Source organism: Nostoc sp. JL31, from assembly GCF_017114965.1.
In the GTDB taxonomy this organism is placed as follows: Bacteria; Cyanobacteriota; Cyanobacteriia; order Cyanobacteriales; family Nostocaceae; genus Nostoc; species Nostoc punctiforme_A.
On the sequence record NZ_JABXKO010000109.1, the window covers coordinates 24,534 to 41,441 of the forward strand.

Genomic DNA, 16,908 nt, shown 5'->3' on the forward strand with positions numbered 1-16,908 from the left:
TACAATTTTGATTAGGCGGTTAGAAACCGCACGCCAATTGCTTATGGGGAAACCCCACTGGCGCTAGCTCTTCCTGTAGGAGAAGACTGCGCTTTGACTACATGAGACTTTACCCACCTACCCTGCAAGAACGCCAACGGCGAACGTGAGTTTCAAAACCCTCAATTATTTCCTTAGTCTGCGGGAAGGTTTGTCTACGCTTGTGTAGCCGCCAATTCTATTCGTCCTAGCTCTAATTTGACTACTTTTTCGGGGCAGCTGTAGCTGCTGCTGCGGCTATTTCTTCTGGACTAAGTGGCATCAATACCTGTAACTGGAATGATGTATTAATCGCTGCTGGCCCTACCTGCATCGGCGTTTTATCTAATGGGGATCTTGACTCTGCTGGAGCCAAAGTTGCTTGATAATCTTTAACTATTAACAAAGGCTGTAACCGCTCAATGTTACGAATTATCGATTGTGTTTGTTCATAAGTTGCTGTAATCTCAGCGCTGATAGTACTGCGTTGCAACTTGCCGTTAACCCCTAGTCCTAGACTTCCATCGGTAATCGGTTCTGGTTTTTGGGAAATTGGCACATATCTCTTCAGTTTGGCTCTTACTGCATTAATAGAAGTTGCACTATTGCCAGACTCAATTAAGCGGTTCAAATCCAACAGTAATGTATCTAAGGTTTTTTCGTTAGCAAATAAACTTAAAACCTGAACTTTTTGCTGCTTTGCCTGTGCTAGTTCGTCTTTAACTTTGTCAATCTGTTTGATATTGGCTTTTTTTTGCTCAATTTGCCCTTGCAGTTCAGTGCTTTTGGCTTGCTGCTGCTGATAGCTTTCCCAAGCTGGCATCAGCAGGTTTAACAATATATAACCTGCTCCCGCTAAACCAATTACCCCCACCAAGATCCCAATAATTTTTGGTGTGAAGGCAATACCAAATACTACAGGTGCGGCTGACGTAGCCTGATCGAATTCTCCACCTTGTTCGGCAAAATTTAAATCATCACTCAGCGTCATTTTGAAATGACTCCTGTTTGTTGCATATTACGAATTCGAGTTACTAACCCCACTGTGCCTTTTTTTTCTAACTCTCGAATTAATTCCGACGCTGGAACGTCGTTCATGCTCGATTGAATAGTGTATTTAACTACTTGAGGTGGCTTAATTATTACATCAGTAGAAGATTGACTCGCACTTGGTGTTAAGGGAGCATCTACTAACGTTGCTGTGAGAATTCTGGTTTCTGTGGGCTTTAAAAACTGAGACTGTTGTAAACTCAATAAGAAATCATTGACATCATTAAAAGAACGAGCCAATCCGTTAATTTCTAATCCCCCTGCGGGATTATTTGGTGGCTGACCTGCCGCTACCGCAATAGGTGGGATTTGCTTGATGTTCTCGATTTGTACTGCGCTTGGAATGCGATCGCGCAAATCTTGCAGCATTGCTGACCAAGGACGAATCTGGTCAAATACAGTTACTAAAGCTTGGGTTTCCCCTTTAATTGCGTTTGTCTCGGCTTTGATTTTGTTAATATTTCCTATTTCTGTATCTAACCTCTTGCTTTCTTGGTCTAGTTGTGCAATCTGACCATCTAATTCAACAATCTTTCCTTGCAGCAACCACCAAGCAGTTCCCAATAAAGCTGGAAGACCTATACCTACTGCAACTCCCACATACAGTAGTGTCAAATCCCCCGTGGGAAATTTTAGGGCTATTCCTCCTTGTCTCTCTGGCTTTTTCTGGTATGCTGGACGGTCTTTAAGAAAGTTAACATCTAGGCTATACATTTTATTACACCTCCCGCATTCCCAGACCGAGTACGATCGCCAAGCCAGAGCGTTGTACCTGTGGATATTTATCAGTGTCCACTTCCAAAGATAAAGACCCGATTGGATCTATTTGGGTAGTTGGCAAGCTCAATCGTTGGGTAAAAAATTCGTCTAGCTGTTGAAGTCCACCTCCTGGCCCAGCTAATAAAATCTGCGCTACCTCCAAATTTTCACTTTGATTCAGGTAAAAATCGATGGAACGGCGCAGTTCATCCGTCAGTTCTCCCAAGACTCTCAAGATGGCAGCCATACCAGGATCGAGTTCGGTAACGCCAGTTTTTCCGCCGTCTATGGGAGTTGCAGGAATAACCATTCCGTGTAACAGTTCCATATCTCGTGATGTAGGTAAGCTCATTGCCCTTGCTAAGGCAGTTTGCATTTGATAAGTCCCGATTGGGACTGTGCGCGAAAATTGCGGCACTCCGTTAACGATGATGGCGATTTCTGTACTGTCGAACTCGATATCAACTAGTACTGCTGCTTCTTGCGGTCCAAATTGTCGCAGTTGTTCGCGAATAGTCCGAATCAGAGCAAAACTGTTAATTTCTAAAACATCAATTTGTAATCCTGCCTGCTCGAATGTACTTATATAGGTATCCGTGATCTCCTTGCGGGTGGCAACTAGGAGTACATGTACTTTTTCAATGCCATCTTCATCTACAAAATACCCAAGTTTCTGATAATCTACATCAGCCTCTTCACGAGGATAAGGTAAATACAAACCTGCTTCATGGTTCAGCACCATTTCTCGCAGTTCTTTATCATCTAACTCTGCTGGCACTGGTATAATCCGAACGATAGAATCTCGTCCTGGTACACCAGTAGCAACATGAGAAGTTTTGATTTTGCTTTCAGCTAGCGCTTGCTGGATTAATTGCGCCATTGCTGGAGGGTCGCTGATTTGACCATCGATAACTATCCCTTGTGGAACTGCTACCGATGTATAGATTTCTAGTTTCAAGCCTTGACCCTGCTTGCGTAGCTGAACAACATTCACCCGTTCGGGAGCAAGTTCAATGCCTACCCCTTTTTTCGATTTGCCAAACAGACTATTGAAGCTTTTTACCACAGTTGTGCCCGCTGGACTGCTAAATTGAAAATTTAAATTTGTTGCAGTAAAGGCGTTATATATTACGTCTTTACGGGTAATTTATTTAACCTATAGTCTCAACAATTCTGTCTAAGCTTTTCACACTGATCAAGCGTAAAAATACTGGGAAAATGATTCAATTGCGAAAATTTAAACAACTTGTTGCTTTGGTACTGCTTGGCTTATTAACCAGTTGGATTGTAAGTTGCAGCACAGGTAATGTTAATACAAGTACAAAACAAGCTACTTCAGGAGTGGGAACTGTTGAGTTTTGGACAATGCAACTCCAACCTCAATTTACCGACTACTTCAAAAGCCTAATTGCGAATTTTGAATCGCAAAATCCAGGTATAAAGATTAACTGGGTTGATGTACCTTGGGCAGCAATGGAGAACAAAATATTAACAGCTGTCTCCGCAAAAACGCCACCTGATGTAGTCAACTTAAATCCGGGTTTTGCTTCCCAACTTGCCGGACGAAATGCCTGGTTAGATTTAGATGCGAAAGTCCCAAATGATGTACGTTCCTCCTATCTGCCAAATATCTGGAAAGCAAGCACGCTTAATGGTAAGAGTTTTGGGATTCCCTGGTATCTCACCACACGGTTAACCATTTATAACACTGATTTATTAAAACAGGCAGGTATCAATAAAGTCCCTGCAACCTACGCAGAATTGGCACAAGCCGCGCAACAAATTAAAGACAAGACGGGTAAATATGCCTTTTTTGTGACTTTCGTACCGCAAGATTCTGGTGAAGTGCTGGAATCTTTCGTGCAAATGGGAGTCACCTTAATAGATGCTGAGGGTAAAGCGGCGTTTAATTCAGCACAAGGAAAAGCCGCGTTTCAATATTGGGTAGACTTGTATAAAAAAGGGTTGCTTCCTAAAGAGGCTTTAACCCAAGGACATCGCCACGCGATCGATTTATACCAATCTGGAGAAACTGCGTTTCTAGCTTCTGGACCAGAGTTTCTGAAAACGATCGCAAATAATGCCCCAAAAATTGCTCAAGCTTCAGAAATAGCACCTCAACTCACTGGTGACACAGGTAAGAAAAATGTCGCGGTGATGAACATAGTTATTCCCCGCGATAGCAAACAACCAGATGGCGCTGTGAAGTTTGCTTTATTTGTCACCAATGACGAAAATCAGTTAGCTTTTGCGAAAGCTGCAAATGTCCTACCTTCTACAATCAAAGCATTGTCTAATACTTACTTTAAAGATGTTCCAGCTAATGCTTCAACAATAGAAAAAGCACGAGTTATGAGTGCTCAAGAACTGCCAAAGGCAGAAATATTGACCCCTACCTTGAAGGATTTTAATAAACTGCAAAAGGCAGTTTACGAGAACTTGCAAGCAGCAATGTTAGGCGAGAAGACTGTAGATAAAGCTGTTGAAGATGCGGCGCAAGAGTGGAATCAGAGGTAAATTCGTAATTCGTAATTCGTAATTCGTAATTATGATTTACGAATTATATTGGTGGTTGCTAAAAAGTCACCTACTAAATAAAGGGAACCACACAAAACGATTAAATCGTCTGTGGTAGCGGTTGAGATTGCGGCTGCTAGTGCAGTGAATAAATCTGGATGGATTTGGCGATCGCTTAATTCGGCACAGAGGCTGTAAGCTAGGTTTGATAAGTAGTCTAGATTAGCGGAAGTTCTACCGGCCCAAGGTTCTACTGGTATTGGTACTAAATAAAGGCGATCGCCTGGTCGCAGTAAGGCGGTAAAAATATCAGTATGATCCTTATCGGCAAACATTCCCATAACCCAATTGACAGGCTTGTGGTTAACTGCGTCTAAGCTATCAACATACTGGCGGAGAACTTGGGCGGCGGCGGTATTATGAGCGCCATCAAGTAATAATTTATGGTTGTTCCAAGTAGTCCATTGCATTCGCCCCGGCCATTTAGTTTTGGCCATACCGTTAGTTATGGCTTCTTCTGAAATCTGCCAACCCTGTTGTTGGAGAATTTCTAAAGCAGCTAAAGCCAAAGCTGAATTAGTTAACTGAATTTGTCCCGCTAACGGCAAAGGGTATTTAATTAATTTTAAATTTTGAATTTTGAATTTTGAATTTTGAATTGTTTCATACTCTGCCCATCCTGTAGCGATTTGACGGGCAGGTTGAGGTGTAAAAATTGGGCATTGTAATTCTAAGGCACGCGATCGCACCACTTTGTCTGCCTCTGGTGGTAATGGCCCAACCACAACGGGACATCCAGTTTTGAGAATACCTGCTTTTTCTCTAGCAATATCAGCAAGGGTAGGGCCAAGTTGCTGCCAGTGTTCGCGGCTAATGGAAGTAATGAGCGTAACTAAAGGTTCCAAGCAGATATTGGTTGCATCTAAGCGCCCTCCTAGTCCGACTTCTACCACAGCTACATCAACTTGCTGCTGGGCAAAATATAACCAAGCGGCCGCCGTAATTACTTCAAACTGAGTTGCCGATTCGTCATTAGGACGAATAACCGCTTGGACTTTTTCTAATAATTGACTCAATTCCTCAGAGGAAATTGGCTGTTCATTCAGACAAATGCGTTCCGTCCAATCAACTAAATGGGGCGAAGTGTAGCGTCCTGTACGATAACCAGCCTCAGTGAGTACCGAGGAAAGATAGGCACAGACTGAACCTTTGCCATTAGTGCCAGCAACATGAATTACCGGAACTTGGTGATGGGGATTGCCGAGATTTGCCAATAGATTGACAATGCGATCGAGTCCCAAATGGACACCAAAGCGTTGCAGGGGTTGTATTACAGAATCGATATCCAAGGAATGGGAGTAGGGAGAAATCAATTCAAAATTCAAAATTCAAAATTCAAAATTCAAAATTCAAAAAAAAAGACTGGGGATGATATACCTTTAGCTTCCCGCTGAGTTGGAGACAAAGGGGACAGGGGGACAAGGAAGACTACTAAGCCCCGTGCCCCATACCCGATTAATGAATTTAAGCTTCTCTATCCAAAAAGCCTTGAATTTGTCTTAAAGCCGCAGCACCAATATTGAACACTGCCCAGCTAGCGGCAATAACAACTGGTGCTAAAACGATCGCTATACGAAAATCGATATCCATATCTAGAACCCCTCTCTTAAGTAGAAATTAAAGTTTTGTCAACAGCTCTCATTTTTATTTTTAGCTGAAGTGGGCAATTTTTCCAAATACAAATGTAAAGAATGTTTAATTTCTGGGGCATTGGGCATTGAAAAGAGGCAGAGGGGCGGGGTGCGGGGGGCAGAGGGGAAAATACTTACTGCAACTTCTCCTCTGCTCCCTGCTCCCCTGCTTCCATGATTCTTCCCCACTCTCTAAGCCTTGCTAAAACCAATATCATTACCCTTACCAGCATGAACTAAAGCTAACTTTTGGTAACGTTTAGCGTGTTCAATCAGTTCTGCGGCTTCAACATCTGTTACTTGGCGAAACACTTTACCTGGAATACCGACAACTAGGGATAAAGGCGGTACATTTTTAGTTACCACTGCACCAGCACCAATAATGCTACCAGCGCCCACTCGTACCCCATCTAAAATCACTGCGCCAATGCCAATCAAACTTCCACGCTCAATGTAAGCAGAATGTACTACAGCACGATGCCCTACGGTAACATGATCTTCTAAAATTGTTGGAAAACCAGCATCACCATGTAAAATTGCACCATCCTGAATATTTGTGCATTCGCCAATTTCAATCCGTTCTACATCTCCTCTCACCACTGCTCCATACCAAATGCTCACTCCTGTTGCTATATTTACTGAACCCATAACAACAGCATTGTCCGCAATGAAGGCAGCTTGAGAAAAATCAGGAGATGTCCAGTAAGAAGCGGTAGACACGATAGAATATGAATATGGTACCCAGGAACACTGGAGAAACTCCAACCTTTGAGGCTGGTTGCACAACCAGGATATCACAGCGTCAAGCCTCTACGCTGAGGAAAACACTAGTGAACAATGTTCCTGCCGCAACACCGTGTCTATGCAGCAGTGAGCAAGTAACCCAAAGTGGTTGAGCCGAAGTGTATAATCCAACCCACTAGTGCTGGTGAAGACAAAATTATGTTTGTACGCACTTCATGATGAATCCAGGTTTGCAGTACCCGATGTTTGGGCCGGAAATACAGTGTCCCCATTGTCGCCAGACTATTCCGGCGCTGACACTCACAGATACCTATTTGTGTCCGCGTCATGGCGCGTTTGAAGCTAATCCTAAAAATGGAGAGTTAATCCATTTGCAATCGGGGCGTCATTGGCGGAGGTGGAATAATGAATGGTATAGACAACATACTCATCCTGATGGTATTCGCTTTGAAATTCACGAAGCATTAGATAAGCTCTATACCCAAGGCTTTCGAGCAACACGAGTAATTATTGCTCGACGCTATCAGGAATTGATGAGTGGCTATTTAGAACGCAGCACGCCTTGGCGTTCTGGACAACCAGAAGCTACTGCGGCGCGTTTGTACGGTTTACCCGTGGAGTTTAGCCCCGATACTTCAGAAGATGACTGTTGGGAAGTGATTAATTTTGACTTGGAAAAAGAGCCTGGTGTCCCTGTACGCTACCCTTATTTCAGGTTGTTTGAGTAATGGTCATTTGTCATTAGTCATTTGTCATTAGTTAATAACAAAGGACAAATGACTAAGGACTAAAGACTAAGGATTAATATGCACCACGCTTCTATTCGGACTGCGAATATTCATCGAGCGATCGCTTTTTACGAACTTTTAGGGTTTACAATCTCAGAACGCTTTACCACAGGCTACACCCTAGCTTGCTGGATGGAAGGATTGGGCGGCAGAATTGAACTGATCCAAATTCCCGAACCGAAGCCAGCCCCAGATGCCTTTGCTGACGAACATTATGTGGGGTACTATCATCTCTCGTTCGATTTAACTGAGATTACACCAGATTTACCTAGCTGGTTGACAAGTTTACAAGAACGTGTATTAGTAGCTGCCGAGAGCCAAACTGAAGGATTAGAACCGTTGAAGGTGCTTTTAGAACCGACACAACAGCAAATAGGCGATCGCATTTACGAAGTAGCTTTCATCGCCGATACTGATGGCTTGCCTCTGGAATTCATTCGGATTTTAGCAAAAATCTCATAATTTAGCTTTTTTATTACCTTTGTTGCTAATATATTGTTTTTCTGTATTGTTACTGAAGTCACAGATTTTTTTGCCAGATTAAAGTGTAGTCACTCATAAGAATAATTATGTAACTTAATTTACAGATAAATCTGCTAAATACATGTACGGATTGTCCAAATTTTATTCCAAATTTTATAAATATCCCTTGCTGTTATTACTTTTAAGTTTATGGCTAGTAGCTGTTTTTTTGTTGAGCGATCGACCTGCTCATAGCCAACATCCAGTTATATCTACTAACAAAGAAAAATATCAGTCAACCTTGCTAGCAAAAAGAATAATGCCCTCAACACTGACAGAAAATGTCCGCAAGACAGTGCTGGAGAATGGTCTAACTGTCCTGACAAAGGAAGTGCATACTGCGCCAGTAGTGACGGTGCAGGTGTGGTACAAGGTTGGCTCGCGTAACGAAGAACCGGGTGTGAATGGCATTGCCCACCAGTTGGAACACATGATGTTTAAAGGTACAAAAAACCGTCCAATTCAATTTGGACGTTTGTTTAGTGCTTTAGGTAGTGATTCTAATGCTTTCACCAGCTATGACCAAACTGCATATTACGGTACTGTGGAACGAAATAAGCTGAAAGCGCTCTTGGTGCTGGAAGCAGACAGAATGCGAAATTCCCAGATTGAGCCAGAGCAATTAGCTAGTGAAAAGCGGGTAGTAATTTCGGAGTTGCAAGGTTACGAAAATAGTCCAGAATATCGTCTCAACCGCGCTGTCATGCAAGCGGTGTTTCCCAATCATGCTTATGGGTTGCCAGTAGGTGGCACTAAAGCTGATGTCGAGAAGTTTGAAGTTGAGCAGGTAGAAAAATATTACCGCAATTTTTACAGTCCCGATAATGCCGTCTTAGTGATTGTTGGAGACTTTCAAACTGCAAATACTCTTGAAACAATTAAAGAAGTATTTGGCAAATTACCCAGGCAGGATAGCGTAGCGTTAGCGAGTCCGCGTTCGCGCAGCGTCTCGCAGAGCGCGTCGGCAGGGAGCAGGGGAGCAGAGGAGCAGAGGAGCAGAGGGGAAAGTCTTTACTCCTCGTCTCCCATAGTATTGCGAGAACCCGGAGCAGGGCGGCTATTACAAGTTGTGTATCCGTTACCGGATGCAAATCAACCGGATGTGCCGGCGCTGGATGTGATGGATTACATCTTGACAGAGGGACGGAATTCTAGACTTTATCAGGTATTGGTGGAATCAGGTTTAGCTAGTGAAGTTACAGCATCCGTCACCAGTTTGCGAGAATCTGGCTGGTATGAAGTGTTGGTAACGGCTGGAGCTAAACAAGATTTGAAAAAAATTGACTCAATGTTGAGTAGTGCGATCGCTAATGTAGCAGAAAAAGGTGTGACATCTGAGGAAGTAGAACGAGCCAAAATTCAATTAGCAGCAGATGTAATTTTGAGTAACCGTGATATCACCTCTCAAGCAATGCGATTGGGCACTGATGAGACAACTGTTGGTGATTATGGCTACACAGATCGCTATTTGGCAGCTGTTAGTTTGGTGAAGCCGACGGATGTTGTTGCTGTCATTAACAAATACTTGACAAAAGAAGCGCGGACAGTAGGCTTTTTTGAACCAACCCAGAAGCGGATAACAGAAGTTGCTGACAAACCAGACTCAGCCCAAACTACAGAAAATTTCTCTCCTGGCGCACCTGTACTTTTTTCTGAGGTGATGAAGTACTTACCGCCTGTGGATTTGGCTACAGATGCGATTGCCCAAGTCTTACCTCAGGAATTTAAATTGACTAACGGATTGCGGTTATTACTGTTACCCGATCGGAGTACTCCCACCGTTACCTTGAGCGGTTATATTCAAGCTGGGACGGAATTTGATCCAGAGAAGAAAGCTGGATTGGCTGCTTTTGTGGCAGATAATTTGCTAAATGGTACTAAGAGCAAAGATGTTTTAACTATTGCTAAAGTCTTAGGAGAACGAGGGGCAAGTCTAGACTTTCAAACCTACCGCGAAGGTGTGCATATCGAAGGTGATAGTTTAGCAGATGATTTGCCGATACTCCTGGAGATATTGGCAGATGTTGTGAAAAATAGTACCTTTCCTAGCAAAGAGTTGGAACTGCATCGCCAACAAACTTTAACTGATTTGCAACAGGAATTAGATGAGCCATCAGAAGTAGCCAGAAGAGTATTCGTTCAGTCAATTTATCCGAAAAAACACCCCTTACATACCTTCCCCACAGAGGAGAGTTTACAGCAGATTCAGCGTCAGGATGTGATTGATTTCAAAACTAAACATTATCGTCCAGATACAACAGTGCTAGCGCTGGTGGGAGATTTTGATCTAGACAAAGTGCGATCGCTGATTAAAAATAAGTTTGGAGACTGGGAAGTTAGCGGAAAAGCACCCACATTAAAATATCCCCCGGTGGCAATGCCGGAGAAAATCGTCAGTGTCAACCCAGTTTTACCAGATAAGGCCCAAGCTGTAACTTATATGGGTTACACAGGCATTAACCGTTACGATCCTCGGTTTCATTCAGCCTTAGTATTGAACCAGATTTTGGGAGGCGATACTTTATCTAGTAGACTGGGTGCAGAAGTGCGCGATCGCCAAGGTTTGAGTTATGGAATTTATAGCTCCTTCCAGGCTGGGAAGAATGTAGGGACATTTTTGATTGAGATGCAGACTAGTCCTGAAGATAGCAGTAAAGCGATCGCTAGTACCCGCCAGATGCTACAGCAAATCCATCAACAAGGCGTAACTGCACTAGAAGTAGAAACAGCTAAACGCACCCTCATCAGCAACTACAACGTTTCCCTGGCAAACCCAGAGGAATTAACAGATAGAATTCTGATGAATGAGGTGTATGGACTAGATAAAGTAGAATTGCACTCCTTCACTGATAAAATCCAGAAAGTCACTCTTGCCCAAGTTAATCAAGCGGCTCGTGAGTTACTTCACCCAGATCAAATCGTAGTCGTTACTGCTGGGCCATCTGTGTTAGCAGAGAAAAGTATTAGGTAGAGATAAGGCACTGGGCATGGATAATATAAAGAATAGGTAAAGTGGTTTTTCCCGCTACCTATTCATTTTTCCTGCTCATCAGCATTGCCTTTTGAGAATTAGTGATGAAAATTTATAACTGTTTTTACGAAATTGTAATTAAATCCCTTAGTTTCACAATTCCTACTTGGGTACAAATATTACGGCGTAACTACGTGATATTAACGTTACTCCTCGCTCTAAATTTCATCGCTGCTACTCCAGCAATGGCGGCGAATTTATCTGGCGATTTGCTCAAGCAACCAGCCACAGAAATTCCGGTTAGCTTGGGTAATTCAGCTAACGAACTCAAGTTTGAGCCAAATCATTTGGAATTTGAGGTTGGTAAACGCTATCAACTACGGCTTAATAATCCCAGCCAACTGAAGCACTATTTTACCGCTAAAGATTTTGCCGATGGCATCTGGACACAAAAAGTTGAAGCAGGCAAAGTAGAAATCAAAGGAGCCATTCACGAACTAGAACTCAAACCCGATGCTGAAGCCGAATGGGTATTTGTGCCCCTAAAATCTGGTACTTATGGCTTACGTTGTACAATACCGGGACATACAGAAGCAGGTATGACTGGAGAGATTGCCATCAAAAATTAAAAATAATTGAGCTAAATACAACATTTACTTAAGGTGATTAAATTCTCTGCGTAACTTTGCGCCCCTCTGGGTTTAAATTTCAACCCTCAATTCATCACAATTTTAGACCAAACTGTACTAACTCGCATAGTGTTAAATTATAGATATTATTTCTCAATTAATCTAGAGAAAGCATTCATACTTCTGCGATCAGAGCCACCAGTAATTATTACTTTCCCATGAACATTTTCAGTAACTTACTTTCTCAAGCGACTCAACCTGCACCTGCGAAAAAACAGCGCCGAGGAATTGAAATTAAATCGCCGCGTGAAATTGAAATCATGCGGCAATCATCGGCAATTGTCGCAACTGTCCTAAAAGAAATTTCCGAGCTAGTAAAGCCGGGAATGACAACAGCTGATTTGGATGCTTATGCAGAAAAGCGCATCCGCGAAATGGGTGCAACACCGAGTTTTAAAGGATATCACGGTTTTCCAGGTTCTATTTGCTCCAGCATTAATAATGAAGCAGTACATGGCATTCCTAGTCCCAAGAAAGTGATTCGCGTCGGAGATGTATTAAAAGTAGATACAGGCGCTTATTTCCAAGGCTTTCATGGTGATTCTTGCATTTCAATTGCTGTCGGTGAAGTGACAGAAGAAGCTGCTAAATTAATTCGCGTAGCAGAAGAAGCTTTATATAAAGGCATTGAGCAAGTAAAGGCTGGTGTATACCTCCTTGACTTAGCTGGAGCAATTGAAGACCATGTGAAAGCTAACGGCTTTAGTATAGTTGAGGAGTTTACTGGACACGGTGTCGGTCGTAACCTGCATGAAGAACCTTCAGTATTCAACTATCGTACTCGTGAGATGCCAAATGTTAAACTCCGGGCGGGGATGACGCTGGCAATTGAGCCAATTTTAAATGCAGGTTCCAGACACACTCGGACATTATCTGACCGTTGGACAGCAGTCACAATGGATAATTCTTTATCGGCTCAGTTTGAACATACAGTTTTGGTAACGGAGACTGGTTATGAGATTTTGACTGACCGTTCTAAGGTGTAATTGTTAGTTGTAATTATCTGTTGTTGAGAGGTGAAGCGTTGAAAAAGGACGATTTACCTCTTTATTTATTCAATAACTGCTATATAGTAATTTTATCTAATTTTCATCAATGATTTAGGATTGCTGATTAGTCGCCGCATAGTTAGTTTTATAAATAGAAAGCATTTCTTTAGCTTGTACAGAGACAGACGTACTCTCTGGAATAGCTTCTAATAAATTAATTGCTTGTTGCCATTTATCTTGTGCTTGCTGACGACTTAATTGTGAATGAGGTGAATTTTGAACAAATAAATTAGCTTCTGTTGCTAGGTTATGAGCTGATTCTAAATTTGCTACAGCTTTCTTTTCAATTAGTACTCTTTGACTGATAGATTTATAGTTAATTTGATAGTAAGCTAATTTCTTCTTTGCTCGGTCATAAACTGATGTTTTATCAGGAATGCTATCTAACAAAATTATTGCCTGATACCATTTGATTTCTGCTTGTTGCCAGACTTTTAGAGGATGCGGTGGCTTTTGAACCAAAGAAGCAGCCTCCATACCAAGTTTTTGAGCAGATTTAAAGTTGGCGTTCGCACTTCTTTCTTGAGTTAAACTTAGACTTTGTTCTCTAATTTTCAAACTACCAAAAGTTAAGATTAATAAACTTGAAGCGATAATCAAAGCTAAACGTACTATTTTTGGTGTTGAAAACTTTGGTACTATTCCTAATTTCTCGTTACTAATTGCTTCTTTACTACTTTCCTGTTCAATCTTTTTCAGGGCTTGTTCTCCCTGTTGAGTTAAAGTATTACCCTGAATAATTAAAGCAGTAATTTGTTCTTGGAAATAATCACAATCATTGAGAATATCTGTCAATTCTTGAAATTTTCCCTCACTCGATATGATTAATTCGTGGTCATCATCTAACCACTCTAAAGCAAAACCAGATTTACCATAAAAAGCTGAGACACCTAATAAAATATTTAATAAACTGCGACTATTTTTAATAGTCTCAAAAATATAATTTAATTTTTTCTGTAACTGTAATAGTTGTTTTTGATAATCTGTAGCTCTTTCAATTTTATCTCGTAAAATATTAGCTTTACCCAAGGCTAAATCAATTTTTAAGCTGTCATTAAATGTTTTAAATTCATTGAATATACTTAAATTAATAATATCAGAATTTAGTTGATTTACTAACTGACTATCACTGAGAATATCAGCGGCTATTGCTTGCAAAAAATAACCCCATTCAATCCAATCATCAATTTTTGATTGTAAATCAGTTAATGAAATTTTAGTTTCTGAGTTTCCAAACTTTTCCGCGAGCGCTGGATCTACTAATCCAAAATTAGGTATAAATAAAGTAGTTCCTGCGATTAATCGAGGAAGTGTAGCGATCGCAGAATTATTGATCCGATCAAATCTCAATTCTTGAACGATTAATTTTTTAATATTCCGTAGCTGTTCCTGAGCATTATTGATTAGGATAATTTGTTCCATGATTTGATTAGAATCGCCAATAGTCAGTCTTAAATTCTGAATTAGTGTTGGCAATTCACTAACAAGTATTTCTAGGTTAGCCATAAATACCCCTTGGGGATTTGTCGAAAGTTTATGCGGAACAATTAAAATGGCTTGAGTAAGAATACAACCACGCCTATTGCATCTGAGCATCCTAAATGAGTCACAAATCTTAGGAGCTATAAAATGTATAGTTCCCGGAAATCCTGCTAAAGTAACAATTTCAGTTTAAAAATCCCAGAGAAAGACAAAATTACCCATTCACTAACCTATGAATGAAGTTGATTTAGCATTTACCCCAGCACTAGAGTTGGCGCAATTAATTCGTCGCCGGGAAATATCACCACTAGAGTTGGTAGAAATATATTTAGAACGGATTGGGCAATTAAATCCCCAATTAGGAAGTTATTTTACGGTGACGGCAGAATTAGCGATCGCAGATGCCAAAGCCAAAACAGAATTATTAACAACTACCTCAGAACTACCGCCATTTTTTGGCGTGCCGATTTCCATTAAAGACCTCAATGCTGTAGCAGGTGTCACCTGTACTTATGGAAACCCGGCGTTACTGAACAATACCCCTAACTATGATGATGGTGTTGTAACAAAGATTAAGCAAACTGGATTTACTATTCTTGGTAAAACAGCCACTTCCGAATTAGGTTCTTTTCCCTACAGTGAACCTACGGGTTTTCCCCCAGCCAGAAATCCGTGGAATTTAGAATACACTCCTGGCGGTTCCAGTGGTGGCGCAGCAGCGGCGGTAGCAGCGGGATTGTGTGCGATCGCTCAAGGTTCTGATGGCGGTGGTTCGATTCGGGGGCCTGCGGCTTGTTGTGGTTTGGTGGGAATTAAACCATCTAGAGGCAGAGTGAGTAAAGCACCCGTAGGCGAACGCCTCGCTGGAATTGCCGTCAACGGGCCGATCGCCCGCACTGTTGCTGATGCTGCTGCCCTTTTGGATGCCATATCTGGTTACATGACAGGCGATCCTTACTGGTTGCCAGATCCCGAACCATCATTTCTCGCCGCCACTCAGACAAAACTCGGTGCTTTGCGAATTGCCTTTGACACTAGTATTTCTCCTTTGGGAGAAGCTGACGCCAACTGTCAGCAAGGTGTCCGCCAAACAGTCCAGCTGTTAGAACAACTCGGCCACCACGTTGAACAAAAATCCCCAGATTTTAGTGGTTTAGTTGAACCATTTCAAATCGTTTGGCAAGCTGGAGTAGCGGCGGCGGGACTTCCTGTTGAAGCTTTGCAGCCATTGAATCGCTGGCTATTTGCACGCACAGGTTCCGTTGGAGAATACCTGCAAGCAGTTTCCCAAATGCAGATAGTGGCACGGCAGATTGTGGCGTTTTTCGATACTGTGGATGTGCTGGTATTGCCAGTTTATCTACATTCACCTATCCGCGTTGGGGAATGGGCTTCGCTGAGTCCAGAAGATACATTCCAAAATATTATTGAGTGGGTTGCCCCTTGTCCGCCCGCGAATGCAACTGGACAACCTGCGATCGCCATTCCTGTAGGCTTTGATAGTAAGGGTTTACCCATCAGTGTGCAGCTAATTGGTAAACCTGCTGCTGAAGCTACAATCATCAGCCTAGCAGCACAATTAGAAGCGGCTAACCCTTGGATTCATCATCGTCCAGCCTGGGCAATATCGGGTTAATCATGCAGGCATCCCTGGAACAACTTTCGCAAATTATCGTGTTTGCAGGTTTAGAAACAGCAGAGAAGATCGGTTTGCAACCTTACACTCAGGTGCAACGCCATCGCCAAGGAGAGATTATTCTCCATGAAGGCGATCGCTTACCAGCAAAACTCTATGCTGTTGTCAGTGGATCGATTCAAGTTACCAAAACAGCAACAACGGGGAAAGAAACAATTCTCCGTGCCTTAGCTGCTGGGGAAATTTTTGCGGCTCCTGCTTTGTTGGGAAATGGAATTTCTCCGGCAACTGTCACTGCTGAATCTGATTGTGAAATCCTCACTGTAAAGCGAGATGCTTTATTAAAAGCTATTGGGGGAAATCCCGAAATCGCCTTACGAATGCTGATGGTTTTTAACAGTCGGATTCAGCAATTACATGAAACAGTCCACGGATTAGTTTCTGAAAGAGCGATTGTTCGCCTTGCGAGATTAATTCAATATTTTGCTGCTGAATCGGGAACTGAATCTAGTTCACAAGGCGAATGTTTAAAAGTCAAATTATCTTATTATCGGATGGCTCGAAGTAGCGGCATTACTTACGAAGAATGTGTGCGATTAATTAAAAGTCTCAAACCAGTAATTGCTTATCGCCGGGGTGGGACGATTACGATCCTTGATGCTGATAAATTAGATGCGATCGCATCTGGAGATATAGTGCGATTCGTTGCTTAGTGAATCTCGGTATCCAGTCCGTACATAACTAAGCCAGCCCGACAGCAGATTACTGTCACTAAAGGCTGAACTCTCGGTCAGATGTAGGTGAAAGCCCTACCATTCAGACTCAGAATTGACTCCTTATCTGCCCACACCGAACAAGCTCGGTTCTTGTAGAGTGAAGCTGGGAACAGGGCGCAATCAGACGACCGTTGCGGGTTGACACTGGCGCTAACAGGGAGTTCCTATGATGAAACAGAGCCTAGAAAAATGACCTAATGAAGAGCAGGGCGTAAC

General features: G+C 42.3%; 15 protein-coding genes. 8 read left to right on the forward strand and 7 right to left on the reverse strand.

What is annotated here, in order from left to right:
* Positions 1–241: 241 nt before the first annotated feature.
* The 3 genes from HWQ43_RS27435 to HWQ43_RS27445 are packed head-to-tail and all read right to left on the reverse strand — an operon-like array spanning position 242 to position 2,893.
* On the reverse strand, positions 242–1,009 hold the full coding sequence (locus tag HWQ43_RS27435) for a pilus assembly protein PilO (RefSeq protein WP_292739537.1): 768 nt from the start codon (positions 1,007–1,009) through the stop codon (positions 242–244).
* Positions 1,006–1,782 (reverse strand): PilN domain-containing protein, encoded by a 777-nt coding sequence (locus HWQ43_RS27440; RefSeq protein ID WP_292739539.1) that lies wholly within the window; start codon positions 1,780–1,782, stop codon positions 1,006–1,008. The genes HWQ43_RS27435 and HWQ43_RS27440 overlap by 4 nt, the downstream gene beginning before the upstream one ends.
* A gap of 4 nt (positions 1,783–1,786) precedes the next feature.
* On the reverse strand, positions 1,787–2,893 hold the full coding sequence (locus HWQ43_RS27445) for a type IV pilus assembly protein PilM (protein WP_292739541.1): 1,107 nt from the start codon (positions 2,891–2,893) through the stop codon (positions 1,787–1,789).
* A gap of 152 nt (positions 2,894–3,045) precedes the next feature.
* On the opposite strand from HWQ43_RS27445, the gene HWQ43_RS27450 reads away from it, so the two are divergent.
* A complete protein-coding gene (locus HWQ43_RS27450; RefSeq protein WP_292739543.1) occupies positions 3,046–4,344 on the forward strand; it encodes a sugar ABC transporter substrate-binding protein in 1,299 nt (432 codons plus the stop codon).
* 29 nt (positions 4,345–4,373) lie between these two features.
* On the opposite strand, the gene HWQ43_RS27455 is transcribed toward HWQ43_RS27450, so the two are convergent.
* The 3 genes from HWQ43_RS27455 to HWQ43_RS27465 form a co-directional block, all read right to left on the reverse strand.
* Positions 4,374–5,693 carry a folylpolyglutamate synthase/dihydrofolate synthase family protein gene (locus tag HWQ43_RS27455; protein WP_292739565.1) on the reverse strand — a complete coding sequence of 440 codons (1,320 nt, stop codon included), beginning with the start codon at positions 5,691–5,693 and terminating at the stop codon, positions 4,374–4,376.
* A 175-nt stretch (positions 5,694–5,868) separates the two neighbouring features.
* A complete protein-coding gene (locus HWQ43_RS27460) occupies positions 5,869–5,994 on the reverse strand; it encodes a photosystem II protein Y (protein ID WP_099101230.1) in 126 nt (41 codons plus the stop codon).
* Positions 5,995–6,227: 233 nt separating this feature from the next.
* Positions 6,228–6,755: a gamma carbonic anhydrase family protein gene (locus HWQ43_RS27465; protein WP_292739545.1), complete on the reverse strand. Its 528-nt coding sequence runs from the start codon at positions 6,753–6,755 to the stop codon at positions 6,228–6,230.
* 239 nt (positions 6,756–6,994) lie between these two features.
* On the opposite strand from HWQ43_RS27465, the gene HWQ43_RS27470 reads away from it, so the two are divergent.
* From HWQ43_RS27470 to map, 5 genes are all read left to right on the forward strand, one after another.
* Positions 6,995–7,507: a TIGR02652 family protein gene (locus tag HWQ43_RS27470; protein ID WP_094347390.1), complete on the forward strand. Its 513-nt coding sequence runs from the start codon at positions 6,995–6,997 to the stop codon at positions 7,505–7,507.
* Positions 7,508–7,585: 78 nt separating this feature from the next.
* On the forward strand, positions 7,586–8,029 hold the full coding sequence (locus HWQ43_RS27475; RefSeq protein ID WP_292739547.1) for a VOC family protein: 444 nt from the start codon (positions 7,586–7,588) through the stop codon (positions 8,027–8,029).
* A 142-nt stretch (positions 8,030–8,171) separates the two neighbouring features.
* Positions 8,172–11,060 carry a pitrilysin family protein gene (locus tag HWQ43_RS27480; RefSeq protein WP_292739549.1) on the forward strand — a complete coding sequence of 963 codons (2,889 nt, stop codon included), beginning with the start codon at positions 8,172–8,174 and terminating at the stop codon, positions 11,058–11,060.
* A 104-nt stretch (positions 11,061–11,164) separates the two neighbouring features.
* A complete protein-coding gene (locus HWQ43_RS27485; protein ID WP_292739551.1) occupies positions 11,165–11,689 on the forward strand; it encodes a plastocyanin/azurin family copper-binding protein in 525 nt (174 codons plus the stop codon).
* A 218-nt stretch (positions 11,690–11,907) separates the two neighbouring features.
* Positions 11,908–12,735, forward strand: coding sequence for a type I methionyl aminopeptidase (gene map, locus HWQ43_RS27490; RefSeq protein WP_292739553.1), 828 nt, complete (start codon positions 11,908–11,910; stop codon positions 12,733–12,735).
* 114 nt (positions 12,736–12,849) lie between these two features.
* On the opposite strand, the gene HWQ43_RS27495 is transcribed toward map, so the two are convergent.
* Complete coding sequence (locus tag HWQ43_RS27495; RefSeq protein WP_292739555.1) at positions 12,850–14,304, reverse strand: hypothetical protein; 1,455 nt, start codon at positions 14,302–14,304, stop codon at positions 12,850–12,852.
* A 208-nt stretch (positions 14,305–14,512) separates the two neighbouring features.
* Between HWQ43_RS27495 and HWQ43_RS27500 the strand changes: the two genes are divergently transcribed.
* Both HWQ43_RS27500 and HWQ43_RS27505 read left to right on the forward strand, forming a co-directional pair.
* A complete protein-coding gene (locus HWQ43_RS27500) occupies positions 14,513–15,916 on the forward strand; it encodes an amidase (protein ID WP_292739557.1) in 1,404 nt (467 codons plus the stop codon).
* 2 nt (positions 15,917–15,918) lie between these two features.
* Positions 15,919–16,629 carry a Crp/Fnr family transcriptional regulator gene (locus HWQ43_RS27505; protein ID WP_292739559.1) on the forward strand — a complete coding sequence of 237 codons (711 nt, stop codon included), beginning with the start codon at positions 15,919–15,921 and terminating at the stop codon, positions 16,627–16,629.
* Positions 16,630–16,908 lie beyond the last annotated feature (279 nt).

Coding starts and splice junctions, on each gene's coding strand:
- HWQ43_RS27435 (WP_292739537.1), bottom strand. CDS start 1,009: ATGACGCTGAGTGATGATTTAAATTTTGCCGAACAAGGTGGAGAATTC.
- HWQ43_RS27440 (WP_292739539.1), bottom strand. CDS start 1,782: ATGTATAGCCTAGATGTTAACTTTCTTAAAGACCGTCCAGCATACCAG.
- HWQ43_RS27450 (WP_292739543.1), top strand. CDS start 3,046: ATGATTCAATTGCGAAAATTTAAACAACTTGTTGCTTTGGTACTGCTT.
- HWQ43_RS27460 (WP_099101230.1), bottom strand. CDS start 5,994: ATGGATATCGATTTTCGTATAGCGATCGTTTTAGCACCAGTTGTTATT.
- HWQ43_RS27470 (WP_094347390.1), top strand. CDS start 6,995: ATGATGAATCCAGGTTTGCAGTACCCGATGTTTGGGCCGGAAATACAG.
- HWQ43_RS27475 (WP_292739547.1), top strand. CDS start 7,586: ATGCACCACGCTTCTATTCGGACTGCGAATATTCATCGAGCGATCGCT.
- HWQ43_RS27480 (WP_292739549.1), top strand. CDS start 8,172: ATGTACGGATTGTCCAAATTTTATTCCAAATTTTATAAATATCCCTTG.
- HWQ43_RS27485 (WP_292739551.1), top strand. CDS start 11,165: ATGAAAATTTATAACTGTTTTTACGAAATTGTAATTAAATCCCTTAGT.
- map (WP_292739553.1), top strand. CDS start 11,908: ATGAACATTTTCAGTAACTTACTTTCTCAAGCGACTCAACCTGCACCT.
- HWQ43_RS27495 (WP_292739555.1), bottom strand. CDS start 14,304: ATGGCTAACCTAGAAATACTTGTTAGTGAATTGCCAACACTAATTCAG.
- HWQ43_RS27500 (WP_292739557.1), top strand. CDS start 14,513: ATGAATGAAGTTGATTTAGCATTTACCCCAGCACTAGAGTTGGCGCAA.
- HWQ43_RS27505 (WP_292739559.1), top strand. CDS start 15,919: ATGCAGGCATCCCTGGAACAACTTTCGCAAATTATCGTGTTTGCAGGT.